General features: G+C 56.5%; 13 protein-coding genes. 4 read left to right on the forward strand and 9 right to left on the reverse strand.

Annotation, left to right across the window (positions count from 1 at the left end):
* Nucleotides 1-36 precede the first annotated feature (36 nt).
* Nucleotides 37-1053 carry a PstS family phosphate ABC transporter substrate-binding protein gene (locus IGS16_RS06180; RefSeq protein WP_297084250.1) on the forward strand — a complete coding sequence of 339 codons (1017 nt, stop codon included), beginning with the start codon at nt 37-39 and terminating at the stop codon, nt 1051-1053.
* A gap of 339 nt (nt 1054-1392) precedes the next feature.
* The gene (locus IGS16_RS06185) at nt 1393-2190 is read left to right on the forward strand and encodes a hypothetical protein (protein ID WP_297084252.1); all 798 of its coding nucleotides are present in this window, start codon (nt 1393-1395) and stop codon (nt 2188-2190) included.
* Between the two features lie 870 nt (nt 2191-3060).
* On the opposite strand, the gene IGS16_RS06190 is transcribed toward IGS16_RS06185, so the two are convergent.
* Together IGS16_RS06190 and IGS16_RS06195 are read right to left on the reverse strand one after the other, a co-directional pair.
* On the reverse strand, nt 3061-4242 hold the full coding sequence (locus tag IGS16_RS06190) for a citrate synthase (RefSeq protein ID WP_297084253.1): 1182 nt from the start codon (nt 4240-4242) through the stop codon (nt 3061-3063).
* Between the two features lie 170 nt (nt 4243-4412).
* On the reverse strand, nt 4413-5168 hold the full coding sequence (locus tag IGS16_RS06195) for a DUF928 domain-containing protein (RefSeq protein ID WP_297084255.1): 756 nt from the start codon (nt 5166-5168) through the stop codon (nt 4413-4415).
* Between the two features lie 504 nt (nt 5169-5672).
* Between IGS16_RS06195 and IGS16_RS06200 the strand changes: the two genes are divergently transcribed.
* Nucleotides 5673-7073: a hypothetical protein gene (locus tag IGS16_RS06200; RefSeq protein ID WP_297084257.1), complete on the forward strand. Its 1401-nt coding sequence runs from the start codon at nt 5673-5675 to the stop codon at nt 7071-7073.
* Nucleotides 7074-7152: 79 nt separating this feature from the next.
* Here IGS16_RS06200 and IGS16_RS06205 read toward each other — a convergent pair whose 3' ends face one another.
* From IGS16_RS06205 to IGS16_RS06230, 6 genes are all read right to left on the reverse strand, one after another.
* On the reverse strand, nt 7153-7686 hold the full coding sequence (locus IGS16_RS06205) for a hypothetical protein (RefSeq protein WP_297084258.1): 534 nt from the start codon (nt 7684-7686) through the stop codon (nt 7153-7155).
* Nucleotides 7687-7866: 180 nt separating this feature from the next.
* Nucleotides 7867-9075, reverse strand: a complete 1209-nt coding sequence (locus tag IGS16_RS06210) for a 4-hydroxy-3-methylbut-2-enyl diphosphate reductase (RefSeq protein ID WP_297084259.1) — start codon at nt 9073-9075, stop codon at nt 7867-7869.
* Between the two features lie 158 nt (nt 9076-9233).
* The gene (locus IGS16_RS06215; RefSeq protein ID WP_297084348.1) at nt 9234-9680 is read right to left on the reverse strand and encodes a hypothetical protein; all 447 of its coding nucleotides are present in this window, start codon (nt 9678-9680) and stop codon (nt 9234-9236) included.
* 111 nt (nt 9681-9791) lie between these two features.
* The gene (locus IGS16_RS06220; RefSeq protein ID WP_297084261.1) at nt 9792-11057 is read right to left on the reverse strand and encodes an anhydro-N-acetylmuramic acid kinase; all 1266 of its coding nucleotides are present in this window, start codon (nt 11055-11057) and stop codon (nt 9792-9794) included.
* Nucleotides 11058-11136: 79 nt separating this feature from the next.
* Nucleotides 11137-11832 carry a TrkA family potassium uptake protein gene (locus IGS16_RS06225; RefSeq protein WP_068507596.1) on the reverse strand — a complete coding sequence of 232 codons (696 nt, stop codon included), beginning with the start codon at nt 11830-11832 and terminating at the stop codon, nt 11137-11139.
* A 90-nt stretch (nt 11833-11922) separates the two neighbouring features.
* Nucleotides 11923-13263 (reverse strand): TrkH family potassium uptake protein, encoded by a 1341-nt coding sequence (locus tag IGS16_RS06230; protein ID WP_297084349.1) that lies wholly within the window; start codon nt 13261-13263, stop codon nt 11923-11925.
* A 137-nt stretch (nt 13264-13400) separates the two neighbouring features.
* Here IGS16_RS06230 and IGS16_RS06235 point away from each other — a divergent pair, with 137 nt between their 5' ends.
* Complete coding sequence (locus IGS16_RS06235) at nt 13401-14246, forward strand: methyltransferase domain-containing protein (RefSeq protein ID WP_297084264.1); 846 nt, start codon at nt 13401-13403, stop codon at nt 14244-14246.
* A gap of 93 nt (nt 14247-14339) precedes the next feature.
* Here IGS16_RS06235 and IGS16_RS06240 read toward each other — a convergent pair whose 3' ends face one another.
* A complete protein-coding gene (locus tag IGS16_RS06240; protein ID WP_297084265.1) occupies nt 14340-16427 on the reverse strand; it encodes a S9 family peptidase in 2088 nt (695 codons plus the stop codon).
* Nucleotides 16428-16451 lie beyond the last annotated feature (24 nt).

Here is a 16451-nt window from a genome sequence, read left to right on the forward strand (position 1 = left end):
GCAGACAGTTCTTATACGCTTTGGGAGCGCAGACCTATGGTGGCGAATGGAGTTAAGGTGAATCGCTTTGTGAAGGTTCTAGGGGCGATCGCCGCAACAGTGGCAGCGGTTAGTGTACCCGTCGCTGTGTTTTCACAAACGAATCGCCTGATCAAAATCGACGGCTCTAGCACGGTGTTTCCAATCACCGAAGCCATGGCCGAAGAATTTATGAAGATCAATCGGGATGTCAATGTTACCGTTGGGATCTCTGGCACAGGCGGTGGCTTTAGCAAGTTCTGCGCGGGTGAAACGGACATCTCCAACGCCTCTCGCCCGATCCGTCAATCTGAAATCGACAAGTGCCGCGCAGCAGGCATCAACTACATCGAACTGCCTGTCGCCTATGACGCACTAACGGTTGTGGTGAACCCCCGTAATAACTGGACAACCAGCCTGACCACCGCCGAACTGAAGAAAATCTGGGAACCGGGTAGCACCGTCAATAACTGGAACCAGGTTCGCAGTGGTTTCCCTAACGTTCGCATGAGTCTCTATGGTCCTGGAACCGACTCCGGCACTTTCGACTACTTCACCGAAGCTATCAACGGCAAGGCAGGAGACAGTCGCAGCGACTACACCGCCAGCGAAGACGACAACGTGCTAGTGCAGGGCGTTGCTCAGGATCAGGGCGCGCTGGGCTACTTCGGCTTTGCCTATTATGAAGAAAACCGGAATCGTCTGAAGTCGGTTGCTATCGACAACGGCAACGGTCGCCCCGTCGCACCCAGCCGCGAGACTGTAGAAAACAACACCTACACGCCGCTGTCTCGCCCGGTCTTCATCTACGTGAGCGATCGCGCCGCGCAGCGCCCTGAAGTCCGCCAGTTTGTGTCTTTCTACCTGAGCAGCCCTCAGCTTGTGGACGAAGTTGGCTACGTTCGTCTGCCTAGCGAAGGCTACACGCTGGCTCGTCAACTGCTGGAGCGCAACGAATTCGGCACCCGCTTTGCTAATCGGGAAACCGTAGGCATCAGCATCCAGGAACTTCTGCGCCTTGAAGCTCAGCGATAGAAGCACCTGACGGTTTGCTTTCAACGCTTTGCTGATTGGTTAGTCTCTGGTCTCCTTGGAGCAGTTTCTTTGAGTCTGTTCCAGGGAGACTCTCTGTCGGTGATAGACAAACGGTGATAGACAAACAGTGATAGATAGATGGACAACTGTCGCAATTAAGCAGGCGATCGCCCTCTCAAATTTCTCTCTTCATGCCCTTTTCTCTACAAGCCTTTTTGCAAACCCTTTAGTATTCATCCGAAGTCTCTCCAAGCCAATCATTCTCTGATCATGGGACGGTCAACTCTGCGTCTGCCAGCCTCCACACTTCCAGTTCACAGGTCTTCCTCGCCGTGGCAGATGTTCTGGCGGCCGATGCTGGTGGCCTCTGTCGCGCTCCATGCGCTTGTGCTGGGGCTACCCATTGCCTCTGAACCAGAGCCAGAACCAGAAGAGACTGCCGAAGAGGTTCAAGAAGAGAATATTCAACTGTCTACTCTGGCAGCACCGCCTCGCCCGACCCCATCGCCTTCGCCCAGGCCTGCACCATCACCGACTCCCCAAGCTCGTCCCACCCCCGTTGCGTCTCGTCCCAATCCGGTTCCGGCAGTTCGTCCCGAACCTCAGCCCAGCCCAGCGGCCACCCCTACCCCTACACCCGAAGCATCACCCACGCCCGAAGCGTCGCCCACGCCTGAGGCTAGCCCAGCATCCAACGAACCAGTAGCGGCTGCCACCCCCGATCCGGCCTCAGCGGCCGCTGCCGCTGGTTTCGACCCCTCTGCGCTCCAAGCAGAACTACAGGCGAGTCTTCAGGGCATTCAGGGAAGCGTTGGACTTCAGCCCTTTCCGGGAGTCTTCCGGAGTCCAGCCAGTTTCTACATTTCCGAAGACCCAGAAGAGTTGATGCCTGGTATCAAAACGATGCAGTGGTTTAATGACCTGCGGGCAGAGGAAGTGTTTAGCCGCCTGCAAGACACCTACGGAGCGCGTGGGTTTACGTTTGAAGAGATCGGGGAATATGGCGGCGGACGGGTCTATGAGCTAAAAACGCCGGAGGGAGAGGTTGTAGACATCGTAAATGTCGTCCCAGGGAAAGGCAATGCCTCGACGGTTGTCATCACTTGGGAATTCGACCCCAACGCGCCCCCAACGTAATCCGCGCTCCAGGGATAAAGCGACCGGAATTTAGGGCGATCGCCCTTTAGGACGAATAGAGCCAGCTTTACTGAAGGTTTATAAAGAGTTGAAAAATCGGCTAAGATGCGCCAAATCTGGGTGAAACCTCGGAAAAGGGCTGTCATTCTGGGTGAGAACGCAAGCAGTCCGAAAAAATACTGAACCTTCTTGAATTTCGATTGGAAAGGACGAAGGATCTCAAAGATTTCTGGAGCCAGTGAACTAGCTGACTTCAGCAAATTTGCCCTCTAGAGTCCGCATACTTTAGCTTAATTACGCTGGCTCAATTGCCCAACTGTTCTAAAAGTCTAAAAGACTGTGTGGCTGACAGGAGCCTGCTGTACATAGATACATAAGTACTGTGACATACATACATTAGCCACGCATACCTTACGTAACCTAAGGTAGAGGACTCATTCAATGATCAGTCCCGGCGCATTTCAAAGGCTGGCAGGCGAAATATCCGCCAGCCAAGTGCGCCCGACCCCAGACACCCTCAACTTCAAGCTCTTGGTGTAGAGATTGTGAAGCCAGCAGCAAGCTATCAGAACTGGATAGATTGGTGTTGTAGTCTATAGTAAGATATCGAAATAGAGTATCTATCAAAATGAGATATCGCGAGTTGTTGCGTTACTCGCATGACGCTTTACTTGCATAACGCTGTATTGGCTAATTGGAAATTAGCAAATAAAAAACCTCTAGACGTAAAGCCCAGAGGTTTGGAGTTCCTGAAAATCGTCACTTGACTAAATAATCTCAAGCCTCCATAAATTCCGCAAGGGGGTTTAACCCTCTCTTGTTCCCAAGTTCATCAAAAGCTAAAGGAACTTCGTAAACGCTCTCCGGAATTTACTTAGCCACTAGCTCTGGAACTAGAGAATTACTGACGAGACCATTGCGTTCGTCAATGGGGATGTAGGGCATGTTGTGGTTGCCTGTATAGACCTGCGTGGGGCGGAAGATGCGGTTGGCTTCGAGTTGCTCCTTCCAGTGGGCTAGCCAGCCCGCCACACGAGCGATCGCAAACACGGGCGTAAACAGGTCTGTTGGAATCCCCAACTTTCGGTATACCAACCCAGAGTAAAAATCCACATTGGGATAAATTCCCTTGTGACCCAGCTTCTCTTCGACCGCCTTTTCCATGGCGATCGCAATGTCGTAATAGTGATCGCGCCCAAACTTCTCAAACAGTTGCTCTGCCAGGTTTTGCAGAATGATAGCGCGGGGATCTTTCACCTTATACACCCGATGCCCGAAACCCATGATCTTGGACTTGCGCTCTAGGCAGGTTTCCAGGTATGGCTGCACGTTTTCCACGGAGCCGATTTCCTCCAGCATCAAGATGACTTCCTCATTTGCGCCACCGTGTAGCGGCCCGGCAAGCGTCCCCACGGCCGACGCGACCACCGCATAGGGATCGGTCAGCGTTGAAGCCGTCACCATGGCCGAAAAGGTCGATGCGTTGATGGTGTGTTCTGCATGGAGGGTCAGGCAGACATCAAAAATCTGCGCCGCCAGCGGGTCGGGTTCCTGCTCCGTCAGCATGTAGAGAAAGTTGGCGGCATAGTCCAAATCGTCGCGGGGCTGAATAGGGTCGTTTCCCTTTCGCATTAGTTGAAACGCCGCGACCATTGTGGGAATTTTGGCCAGCAGCCGCACCACTGCTGCCCGGATGTAAGCCGGGTCTTCGAGCGCCCGCCGAGAATAGAACAGTCCCAGCGCTGCGGCACAGGCTTGGAGCGCGTCCATCGGGTGACCGCTCTCTGGGAAGCACTTCATCATGTCTCGAATGCGGTACTTCAGCCGTCGATGCGTTTGCACCTCGTGCTTAAAGTCTGCCAATTCTTCACGGGTGGGCAACACGCCCCAAATCAGCAGATAGGCGGTTTCTAGAAACGTACTGTGTTTCGCCAGTTCCTCAATGTGAATGCCCCGATATTCCAAAATGCCATTCTGACCATCGACAAAGCTAATGCTGGATTGGGTGGCGGGCACCCCGTCCAAACCAGGTCTATATTCGCAAGCCGTCATAATTTCACCGTGCGCCCGACTATGAATGTGTTGCTTGCTATTCTACGACCCAGTTTGGGGCAGTTTTGTTTGTTCTAAGCTATGTCTTAAGTCTTTAGGATTTTCAAAGACAGCGACTCGATTTGAACCGTCCGTCGCCATCTCCAGAGTTGAACCTTAGGCTGTGCCTGCTATTGGGGCGATCGCTGCGATAGGTTTGGCGGGGCGGCGGGCAGTTCGGCAGCAATATTGCTTAATCCAACGGAGTTCAGCAAGTTTTGCCACTGGGTCACGATCGCCCCATCGATGGGCTGGCGATAGGGGTCTGTGAGGCTGGCGATCGCCTCGTACCAAATGCCGGAGCGGGCATAGAGCGCAGGCAAATCGGCAGGGCTGGCAGTGGCAATCGCCGCGGCCAGTTCCGCAGAGGGCTGCACCCGCTGAATCCAGCTATCGACCACCAGGTTGCCCGACGGGTCGTTGGGGTCGCAAACCAGGGCAAAGCTCCAGCGATAGTCGCGCCCGATTTCCAGCGGGGCCATATTGGCTTCGTCCGGCAGGCTGATGCGGAGAATGCCAGACTGGCCGCCTGTGCTAAAGCTGGTGCGATAGATTTCGGTGTCCTGGTCGTCGGTCAGGATGAGTTCGGCTGCGGCAGCTTTTTCGGCATAGGCCGCCGGAACGTAGACGAAAAAGGTGGGATACTCGCTCAGGGTATAGCCCAGGTTTTGTGCCGGAACGATGGCTGTGAGGCGGTTCTGTCTACCGGGAGCCGTGCTTGTCCAGCAGCCGCGAGTGCCGCCGCCTTCGCGTCGTCCGGGCAGGCCGCGGTTGGGGGGAACGTAGTCCTGCGCCAGCGCTGTGATAGGGACACTGCTGAGGGTAATGCCGAGGGCGATCGCCGCTAGAAGGGCTTGGGCGAGGGGTTTGCCAGCTGACTGCCCCACAGCAAAGAGAGACAAGCGTTTGGAGGGAAGGTGAATCATAGCGAGGATAGGGTGACGACAGAAGTCCGAGGCGAGAGAGGGAGGGCTAGAGGTGGCCGTACTGGTGCTGTACTGGTGGCTCTACTGAGGAACGGGGCAAGCGATGCTGTCAGAACTTATTACTATTACTCCCAAATCCATTGATACACACTCAACCGCTAACCTCCAACGCTCCTCCAAATAGATTCACGATGGATAGGGATCAGTCCGCAGTGAGCAGCACCTAAATATCCGCTACTTACGATTCTTATGCCAAGTCTCGATAAATCTCGATGATTGACGTAGGCGCTTGACAGCGGAGAGATCAGGATGTGGGGTATGATGCGGCAATTGTCGCGGTCGTCAATATAGTTATCAATGCATAGTTATCAATGCGTTTATCAATTACGACTGAGCCAGGACAACCAGCAGCATATTATTCGGTCAGATTAATATGTCAAAGGGCAAGTTATACCAGGAACGGATATGAGTTTAGCCAATACACCCCAGGCGCTACATCCAGCAGCAAACATGAGCCAGTGGCGGCTGCGTCCGGGCTATCTGAGCGAAGGAGATTCGGATTTTGAATCGGTGCATGTGCTGATTGGGCAGTTTTTGGCCGATCGCCATTCGCCTGATCCCCTGCCTGATGACGCTCTCTTCACCCAAGACGCTGAATTTCGATGGGGAGCGCAGAAACCCCTAGAAAAGGTGATTGCTTCCCAGGCAGAGCTAGATTTTTTGCTGCAACATCCGGCGCTATTTCGCAGTGCGATCGCCATTATTGAACCCTGGGAACACGTTGGGCGAAACCCCCTCGGAGAAGAGGTGCGGGCTTCTCTCAATGTGGCTTACATCGCCCAGAAGATTGCTGATTGCGATTCCATCTTGTTCCCCATGTGGTCGTCGGGGCTGCTCGACCTGGATGTGGTGGTGCCGCTGATCACCGCTGGGCTGGCCGTCGTGGTAGAAGGCGGCGATCCGTCTGTTCGGGATGCCTCTACGTTTGACGGGGCCCAGTGTTCCCTGGAAGACCTGCATCGGCTGGTGGAACGGCTGCTGATCTCGCGATCGCCCACCAGTGCGCTGGCGCTGTTCATCTGTCTGGGGCATCAATTGGCGGCGCAGGGGCATATTAACCTGATTAAACAAGCCGTCCGGGAGGTGCTAAGTCTAGACTCGCTGCCCCGCGATCTGGATGGCAAAATGCTAAAGGCTTTGCGGCGGGTGTGCCAGCGTATCGAAGCGGTCGGCAGTTCGCTCAAGATTACCAAGCGCAATGGCCATGTGATTGCCGAGGGCTGGGATCATCCAGAGTTTGCGGTGGGGCCGAACGAACACAAAGAAGTGGGCGATCGCCAGCTTCATCACTACCAATCCCCCGATGGCGACGCGCAGGGCATTCCCGAAGAGCTAATCACGGCCCATGAAATCACCGCTGACCAGTATGAAGGCGTGATTGATACCGCCATTGAGTATGAGCGCGAAATCAACATCGCCATGTTTCACTCGGACGAGGTGAACGAAGAAGCCATCCTGTTTGCGAACTGGGCCTACCGACTGCTGCACGATGCCATGATTCCCTACCGCTCTGTGATTGCGGGGAGCCGTCTGGCGTGGCTGCTGAAGCTGCCGGATGCGGTGGAGATCCTGTGTTCCACGACGATCGGCGAGGAAGTCGTTACCGAGTGTTCCGCAACGTGCATCATCTATCGAGATTTTGAAAGCAAGCAGGTGCGCCGCTCGTTCACCTGCCAGTTTCACCCAGAGCTTCTATCGGATTTGCGGGCCGTGGGGCATTCTGCACCGCCCAGCTATGCACGGCTGAAATCCGACGATGGCGCACGGCTGTTTGCCCGCCTGCTGTACGAAGGGATGCAGGAATAGATGACAGCATGACTGCTTAAGCCTGAATGCGTAAGTCTGAATGCGCGTGACTTGCGGCCAGTGCGGAGGGTGCTGGCCGCTAGCCTTGCTCTGGAAGGACTGGAAGGCTAGAAACCGTTGGGAAACGCTTGGGCAGCAGCGCATATCCCCAACCCACCAAGCGACGCAGAAATCCAGAGAGGCTCTGGGGACGGGCGATCGCCCAGGCATTTAGCCCCAGGCAGAGGCCGCCTAGCCCCGTCAGCACAAAGGTTGGCGGCATCACCACGCCTACTACAAACCAGGTGAGGACATGCATGAGCATTAGAATGGCATAGACACTGGCAGCGCTAGTGATCCAGCGGATGGCTGAACAAGAGCGATTGCAGCCGACAAAGATTAAAGTTTGCAGCGTCGCCAGCAGGTTTGCCGGAACCAGCACCGCGCAGATGGCGAGGCAGTGGGCACGGGAAAAGTCGCCGATTGCTCCAAAGGTAGTGAGGTGGGAAGGGGCGATCGCCGAGTGCATTGCAGCGGAATGAACCATGCCCAAAGGCAGTGCGCCTAGGTCAGATGGGAGGTTGAGCAGCGAAGCACCCGATAGCACGGCTGAGAATAGGTCGATGGCAGACATTTCTAAAAACCAGGAAATCCCAAATACAAGAGGGGCGTTTGCAACGGGTTTCCGCAGAAGAATCGCCGCTAGCCGCACCCACCCTTTGAGGCCAGGTTACCCGATCTAACAAGGCGATGAGCCAATACTCACAAATTTGTAAATATCTGAGACATTTAAGCTAAGTCACCAAGCCAGCCATCAAGCCAGCGCCAGGGCCCCTTTTAGCTCAAAGATCTTTTCAAGCACTTCTGCCACGATGCGATCGGGGGTGGAGGCTCCGGAGGTGATGCCAACGGTGATGGGCCCGTCGGGCAGCCAGTTTTCGGTGACGGTCAGGTCGTGATGCAGCGGCTTGTGTTCGACGCGGTTGCCAGGGCCGATGCGATCGCCACTGTCGATGTGATACGACGGAATACCGCGCTCGATGGCGATTTCTTGCAGGTGCGTGGTGTTGGAGGAGTTGTAGCCGCCGACCACCACCATCAAATCCAGCGGCGCATCCACCAGGTCATACATAGCATCCTGCCGTTCCTGGGTGGCATCGCAAATCGTGTTAAAGGCGAGGAAATGCTGGTTGAGTTGGTCGGGGCCGTATTTCTGCATCATGGTGCGTTCAAACAGCTTGCCGATTTGCTCCGTTTCGCCCTTGAGCATGGTGGTCTGGTTGGCGATGCCGACGCACTCTAGGTCGCGGTCAGGGTCAAAGCCGTCGGAATAGGCGTTTTTGAACTTGGCGAGAAATTCCTGGCGATCGCCCCCGTGCAAAATATAGTCCGCCACGTACTGCGCCTGCTCCAGATTCAGCACAATCAGGTACGTCCCGGCAAAGGAACTGGTGGCGATCGTCTCTTCGTGGTTGTATTTGCCGTGGATGATGGAGGTGTAGTCATTTTTCTTGTGCTTTTCCACCGAGTTCCACACCTTCGACACCCAGGGACAGGTCGTGTCTACGATCGTGCAGCCCTTGTCGTTGAGCAATTGCATTTCCTGGACGCTCGCGCCAAAGGCCGGCAAAATTACCACGTCGCCCGACTCAATGCCGGAGAAATCCTTCTGTCCTTCCTGCACTGGGATAAATTGCACCTGCATGTCTCGCAAGCGCTGGTTTACAGACGGGTTGTGGATGATTTCGTTGGTAATCCAGATGCGTTCGGTGGGGAAGTGCTGGCGGGTTTCGTAGGCCATGGCCACCGCCCGCTCTACGCCCCAGCAAAAGCCGAAGGCCTGGGCCAGCCGAATCGTCACGTCGCCCCGCGTGAGGGTATAGCCGTTGTCACGGATCTGCTGGATCAGGTCACTCTGATATTCCGACTGCATCTGCCCGGAGACTTCTGCCTCGTGCCCAAAGCCCTTGCGGTGATAGTTGTCGGAGTTGTTGAGCGATCGCTTGAATGCTTTGGTATCCATACCCGCTGGCGTGCTGCTTGCTGGTGTACTTGCTGCTGGGAAAGCTGCTGGGAAAAATGTGAAAAATTGAACGTGCGCCGAGGCGCGTACTTTTACCCTAACAGACAAGCAGCGTATTCTAGCGACGTTCTCGCCGATTCCCTTGCTGATTCCCTTACCTATTCCACCTGGCGCTCCACCGTTGCCTCCATCAGGCTAGAGAGGTAGTGACCCGACATGATGCTGCTGGAAAGGCAGTAAGTATTTTCGCCCAGGCGACGCAGCGTTTCAAAGCCTGTACGACGCTGGCGATCGCCCAGCACCCAGTAGCGCTGCACAATGGATTCTGGCGCGATCCAGCCCTCGCCCTCGACGCGGCCCAGCTCGCTGTGTTGCAGGACGAAGGTGTACTGGCGATCGCTGCCGTTAAACCGCCCGCGATACTTGAAGGTAATCTTGTCGCGCTCGATGGTGGGAAACTCTAGCTGCGTCACCATGTCGTACCAGTTATCACGCCCCCACACGACGAGGATCTTGCCCTTGACCGGAAGCGGCATGGCATCCCGATCAAGCCAGCTTCCCTGCAACAGCCAGCGACCTGCTTCCATCAAAAACGTGTGGGACACGGCACCCATTCCTCTGTCGCGCGATCGCGCCTTGCGGTGTTGCACATGCTTCTCTGGCAGCCGTATGAACTCGCACAGGGCATCTGCATGGCGATCGATCGTAACACGCGATTATCGGCGTGCCAGGTGAATTTCGCCGAGAAGGGCGGGATCGGCAGCACCCGTCACGTCCGGGAAATTACCTGGAAAATTCTGCCAGCGCCAATGGGCTAAAACGGCAAAGGCGATCGCCTCCTTAAAGTCAGCATTGAGTCCCACTTCATCAGTGGTCAAGACGGGGATGGGATCGAGCAGGGCAGCGAGGCGCGATCGCAGGTAGCCATTGCGACTGCCGCCGCCGCAAAGCAGCACCTGGTCGGGCAGGTGTGGCAAAAAGGCGCGGTAGCTGTTGACGATAGAAGCGGCAGTCAGTTCCGTTAGCGTTGCCAGCGTGTCTGCATCGCTCAGCCCACGCTCAGCTGCATCCGCCAGACAGCGCCGCCCATACTCCGCCCCAAACAGTTCCCGCCCGGTTGATTTGGGTGGCGGCAGGTGAAAGTAGGGATCTTGCAGCCATTGATTGACCAATTCCAGACAGGGCTGCCCCGAGGCGGCCCAGGCTCCGTCTTGATCGTAGGTTTGCGCCCCGCCCGAAAGCTGATGCACTGCCCAGTCCAGCAGGGCATTCCCCGGCCCTGTGTCCCAGCCCAGCAGCGCCGAAACTGGCTCCGCAGGCTGGACAGGCTTGGACGCTGAACCGCACACCTCTGGCAGCACGGGCGCATGGCGCAACACCCAATCGCGCAGGGGCAAAAACGCCACATTGCCAATGCCGCCGAGATTCTGCACGCAGCGGATCAACGTGGGATGAGCCAGCAGCGCGGCATCGACGGGGGGAACCAGCGGCGCACCCTGGCCGCCCAGGGCAATATCTGCTGCCCGGAAGTTGCTGATTGTGTTGATGCCTGTGAGGTGGGCGATGAGGGAGCCGCGACCCAACTGGAGGCTATAACCAAGGCCGGAGGCAGCAGGCATGAGGGAAGGCTGGGAAGGCTGGGAAGACTCGATTGCGTCGGCAAGCCTGGCCCCCGGCGGCCGGTGGAATACGGTTTGTCCGTGGGAGCCGATCAGGTCGGCGGGGGGATGGCCGGCTTGCACCTGGCGGGCAGCTTGGGCAAAGCAGTGGGCGATCGCATCATCCAGACTTGCCAGCTCAGCCATCGACAGCGGTGCGCCCGCGCAGACTTCTAAAATGTGCGATCGCAGGTCTGGCGGGTAGGGAAGCGTGATGCCATTCAGCAGCGCCACGCGAAGGTTCCAGCCCGTTCCCTCTGTTTCCACGAGTGCGGCATCGATGCCATCGACCGAGGTTCCGCTGATCAGGCCAATGATTCGCATTTGCGGCTCCCCTTGGGATGAAGTGGATAAAGATGGAAGTGGATAAAAGCGATAAAGAGGGTGACGTTTCCAGTCGAAATTACACAGGCAGGTGGTCAATGCCCCGGTTTGCGCCGATTACGACCATGAGTTCACCCTTGCGGAGGCGCATTGAGGGAATTGGGTTCACCTCGAATTTGCCATTTTGCGACAGCGCCAGCACGCTGACCCCATAGCGCGATCGCAGATCGAGTTCCACAATGCTTTTGCCGTCAAACTCCTCCGGCACCACCAGTTCCACGATGCTGTTGTCGGGGTCGATCTCGAATCGATCCAGCACCCCCGGACGAGTGAGCGATCGCGCCAAGGTGCAGCCCATCTCATGCTCCGGGAACACGACGTGATCGGCTCCCACCCGCCGCAGCAGCTTGCCATGTACCTCCGTGGAGGCCTTGGCCACGACGTAGCGCACGCCGCCCTCCTTAACATTTAGCGTGGTGATGATGCTCTCCTGAATATAGTTACCAATAGCGATGATCACCGTATCAAAGTCGTATACCCCTGCTTCTTTAAGTGCTGAAGGTTCAGTAGAGTCCAGGGTCAGCGCGTGGGCCAGGATTTCGTCCGAAAGCGCCTGATCAACGAGCCGCTCCTCCGAGTCAATGCCCAACACCTCGTATCCCAGGTTGTGCAGCGTCATGCAGACCGCTCGCCCAAATCGCCCCAGGCCAATCACAGCGTATTGGCGACTGCTCCCTCGCAGGTTGCGGAAAAAACTAAGCGAAGAAAGGTTCACAACGAATCTCCAAAAGGGTGATTTGAATCAAATTTGGATCAAAGCAGATGGGTCAGTGAAACCGCCGCCATCTGCCTAAACGGTGAGCGGCTAGCCCACTAGCAAGTTTTCCTGGGGATAGTTGATGGCGCTGGGCTTGGGGTCGCCCAGAATCGCCAGCATTAGCATGAGTACGCCTACCCGCCCCACATACATTGTCACAACTAGCACTAACTTAGAAAATGTGGATACAGTCGCAGTGATGCCCGTAGAAAGCCCCACGGTGGCGAAGGCAGACACCGACTCAAACAGCACGCGAGTAAAGTCCATGTCTGGATCGGCGAGGGTAATGAGCACCGTCGTCAGGATGACTGTCATTACAGAACCAAATACCACGCCAATGGCTTTAATCAGCAGCGTATTGGGAATCTGGCGACGATAGCAGAGGACTTCTTCCTTGCCCCGCAGCACCGCCCGTGTACATTCAAATAGCACTCGCAGCGTGGTCGTTTTCATGCCACCGCCCGTGCTGCCGGGGCTAGCCCCCACAAACATGAGAGCGATGGTGATAAAAAGACCCGTGGTGGTCATTTTGCCGTAATCAATGGTGTTGAAGCCAGCGGTGCGCGGCGTGACCGACATAAACCAAGAAGCCAGCAGTTTGGTGGAGGTATCGAGCCGACCAATGGTGTCGGGGTTGCGAAACTCTGCGCCCAGAAACCCGACAAACCCCAGCAGCAGCAGGACTAGCGTTGTGCTGGTGGCAACTTTGAAGTTGAGCGAAAAGCAGGTGCGGTTGGGCTTGCCTCGGAGGCGATCGCGCCCCCAAAAGAATGCCTCCATGAGTACTTGATAGCCGATACCCGCCAAAATGATGATTGTGGTGATAATCAAATTCATCGGCACAGAGCTGGTGTAACCCATGAGGCTGTCGGAAAACAGACTGAACCCGGCATTGTTAAATGCGCTAATGCTGTGAAAAACGGCCAGCCAAAGACTTTGACCCACGCCATAATCGGGATTTTGAGAGAAGAGAGAAAAGAGGGCGATCGCCCCTGAAATCTCAATTAGCGCCGTCAACGCGATGATTGACTTGACCAGTTGCACCGCGCCAGACAACTCCTCGATATCCAGCGTTTGCTGGAGTGCCGCCTTGTCGCGTAGCCCAAAGCGCCGCCCCAGCACCAGCAGCAAAATCGTCGTCGCAGTCATGTAACCCAGGCCGCCAATCTGGATCAGCAGCAGCAGCACAAGCTGCCCAAACCCAGAAAAATAAGTGCCTGTGTCTACGACGGCCAGCCCAGTCACACAGACCGCCGAGGTAGCAGTAAACAGCGCAGTCACCCAATCGCCCCATTGCCCGCTTTGTAGAGAAATGGGCAGAAGCAGGAACAGTGTGCCAACGAGAATGAGCGCCAGAAACCCCAGACAAATCGTGCGTGGAACGGTCATCATGATGAGTTGCAATACGGGGGATACGGCGATCCCGGCGAAGAGGGGGAGGTCAAAAAGGCTGAATGGCTCGCAGAACTGTTGGCAGAATAAGCAATCCTTTTATACAGTAATACCGCCCTCGATCGCGTCAAGCTATGCCAAAAACTCTACAGCAGCAAATTCAGACTTTTTATGATGCCTCGTCGGGGCTATGGGAACAGGTGTGGGGCGAGCATATGCACCACGGGTATTATGGGCCCGCAGGCACCGAGCGCAAGGCACGGCGGCAGGCCCAAATCGACCTGATCGAAGAACTGCTGCGCTGGGGCGGTGTGTCTCAGGCAACGGCGGTTCTCGATGTGGGCTGCGGCATTGGGGGCAGTTCGCTATATCTAGCAGAAAAATTTGGGGCAGCGGCGACAGGCATTACCCTCAGCCCCGTGCAGGCGCGACGAGCCACTGAACGAGCAGCAGCGGCCGGGCTGGGCGATCGCACTCAGTTTCAGGTGGCCGATGCGCTGAAGATGCCCTTTGCCGACGGCAGGTTTGACCTGGTGTGGTCGATGGAAAGCGGCGAACACATGCCCGACAAGACCCAGTTTTTGAAAGAGTGCCATCGCGTGCTGAAACCGGGTGGCACGTTTCTCATGGCGACCTGGTGCCACCGGCCGATTGACGAATCGCCACTGACCCATGAGGAACAGGCCAACTTGGAGAAGATTTATCGCGTCTATCGGCTGCCCTATGTCATTTCGCTGGCGGAATACGAGGCGATCGCCCAATCTCTTGGCTACCGCAACCTCCGCACCGCTGACTGGTCGCCCGCCGTCGCGCCCTTCTGGGACGAGGTGGTGCGCTCTGCGATCTCCCCGGCTGCCGTGGTGGGGCTATTGCGGGCCGGCTGGGGCACGATGCAGGCGGCGCTGTCGATGGGGCTGATGCAGTCGGGCTATCGGCGCGGGCTAGTGCGATTTGGCGTGTTGGCAGGCGTGAAGGAATAGCCAGACGAAGAAAAGCGCCTGCATTCCGCCCACCCACAGCCATCCAAAATCCCCAATCCAAAATCCAAACTGGATCGGGACACTTGGATTGCGTCAACACGCCTCCTCCGCCAGCCCCCACTGCCAGAGCAAAAAGGCATACTCAAACGCAGCTTCTTTGATGCGCTCGTAGCGGCCAGATGCGCCGCTGTGGCCTGCGCCCATGTTGGTCTTTAGCAGCAGCACGTTGGAGTCGGTCTTGAGGGCGCGGAGCTTGGCTGTCCACTTGGCGGGTTCCCAATAGGAGACACGGGGGTCGTTGAGGCCGGCGGTGACCAGCATCGCGGGATAGTCCTGAGCGGTCACATTGTCGTAGGGCGAGTAGGACTTCATGTAGTGATAAAAGGCGGGGTCGTTGGGGTTGCCCCATTCTTCCCATTCCATCACCGATAGGGGTAGCGACGGGTCGAGGATCGTCGTCACCACGTCCACAAAGGGCACATCGGCGATCGCCACTCGGAACAGATCCGGTCGCAGGTTCACCACCGCGCCCACCAGCAGCCCGCCCGCGCTGCCGCCCGTAATCGCCAGGTGCTGCGGCGAGGTCCAGCCCCGATCGATCAAATGCTCGGCGCAGGCAATAAAGTCGGTGAAGGTGTTTTTCTTATTCAAGAACTTGCCGTCTTCGTACCACTTTCGCCCCAGTTCTGAGCCGCCCCGGATATGGGCGATCGCCATCACCACGCCCCGGTCTAGCAGGGAAAGCCGCGTGGAAGAAAACGAGTCGGGATAGCTATAGCCATAGGACCCATAGCCCGTCAGCAGCAGCGGGCGCGGCTCCGTCGGCTGGAGGTCTTTGCGATAGACCAGCGACAGGGGAATGGGCGTGCCGTCGGGGGCGATCGCCTCTAGCCGCTGGCTGACGTACTGCGTTTTGTCGAAGCCGCCCAGCACGGGGGTTTCTTTTTTTAATTCGCGATCGCGCGTATCCAGGTCATAGTCAAACACCGACCAGGGCGTGACCAGCGAGGTGTAGTTAAACCGCAACGTATTGGTGTCGTATTCCGGATTTGCGCCCTCGCCAATTTCGTAGGTCGGCTCCGGAAAGGTAATGTAATGCTCGTCGCCGCTGGGCATCTGGCGCACGCGCACCGTCTCCAGCCCGCCTTGCCGCTCGTAGATCACCAGATGTCGCGCAAAGGCGCTGACCCCGGTGATCATGACCGTCTCGCGGTAGGGAATCACGGTTTCCCAGTTCTCTCGACTGGGACGGCTGACAGGAGTCCGCAGGAGCTGGAAGTTGATCGCGTCTTGATTAGTGGTGATGTAGAAGTGTTCGCCGTGATGTTCCACGTAGTATTCCACACCGGGCGATCGCGCTTGAATTAGCTTGAACTCGCCCGTTGGATTATTGGCATCCAAAAAGTGAACTTCAGAAGTCACTTTGCTATTCAAACTGAGCAGCAAATAGACTTCACTCGCCGTCTTGCCAATGCCCAAATGGTAGGCATCATCCGGTTCATGAAACACCAGCACATCCTGGTCTATGGGTGTGCCCAGCGTATGGCGAAATAGCTTGTGCGGGCGATGTGCTGCGTCTACCTGGGTGTAAAACACAGTGCGGCTGTCGTTGCCCCAGACAAACGAATAGTAGGCGGTATCGGGAATCGACTCGGCATACAGTTCGCGGGTTGCCAAATCCAGAAAATATAGCGTGAACAATTCCGCGCCGTTTGTGTCGATGGAATAGGCCAGCAGCCGATGGTCAGGGCTAACCTGCAACACGCCCAGGTCAAAATATTCGTGCCCCGCTGCCAGCAAATTCTCATCCAGCAGCACCTCTTCCGGCGCATCTAGGCTGCCCTTTTTGCGACAAAAAATAGAGTATGCTTTCCCTTCCTCGGTGCGGCTGTAGTAGTAGTAATCGCCCTTGCGATAGGGCACGGATAAGTCCGTTTCCTGAATTCGCCCCAGAATCTCGTTATACAGCTTGGTCTGCAAGTCGGCGGTGGGCTGCATGACCGCTTCGGTGTAGGCGTTCTCTGCCTCCAGGTATGCCATGACGGCCGGATCATCCCGATCGCGCATCCAGTAATAGTCATCAACCCGCTCATCGCCGTGTGCCGTCAGCACGTAGGGGCGTTTTTCAGCAATGGGGGGCTGGAGGGTCGTAAGGGCTTCACGGGAAGAAAATCGGCTCATAGCGGTATAACGGTCGTCCCTGAC

This window comes from Thermoleptolyngbya sp. C42_A2020_037 (assembly GCF_015272455.1).
Lineage (GTDB): Bacteria > Cyanobacteriota > Cyanobacteriia > Elainellales > Elainellaceae > Thermoleptolyngbya.

Coding starts and splice junctions, on each gene's coding strand:
- IGS16_RS06240 (WP_297084265.1), bottom strand. CDS start 16,427: ATGAGCCGATTTTCTTCCCGTGAAGCCCTTACGACCCTCCAGCCCCCC.
- IGS16_RS06235 (WP_297084264.1), top strand. CDS start 13,401: ATGCCAAAAACTCTACAGCAGCAAATTCAGACTTTTTATGATGCCTCG.
- IGS16_RS06230 (WP_297084349.1), bottom strand. CDS start 13,263: ATGACCGTTCCACGCACGATTTGTCTGGGGTTTCTGGCGCTCATTCTC.
- IGS16_RS06210 (WP_297084259.1), bottom strand. CDS start 9,075: ATGGATACCAAAGCATTCAAGCGATCGCTCAACAACTCCGACAACTAT.
- IGS16_RS06180 (WP_297084250.1), top strand. CDS start 37: ATGGTGGCGAATGGAGTTAAGGTGAATCGCTTTGTGAAGGTTCTAGGG.
- IGS16_RS06205 (WP_297084258.1), bottom strand. CDS start 7,686: ATGTCTGCCATCGACCTATTCTCAGCCGTGCTATCGGGTGCTTCGCTG.
- IGS16_RS06200 (WP_297084257.1), top strand. CDS start 5,673: ATGAGTTTAGCCAATACACCCCAGGCGCTACATCCAGCAGCAAACATG.
- IGS16_RS06190 (WP_297084253.1), bottom strand. CDS start 4,242: ATGACGGCTTGCGAATATAGACCTGGTTTGGACGGGGTGCCCGCCACC.
- IGS16_RS06185 (WP_297084252.1), top strand. CDS start 1,393: ATGTTCTGGCGGCCGATGCTGGTGGCCTCTGTCGCGCTCCATGCGCTT.
- IGS16_RS06220 (WP_297084261.1), bottom strand. CDS start 11,057: ATGCGAATCATTGGCCTGATCAGCGGAACCTCGGTCGATGGCATCGAT.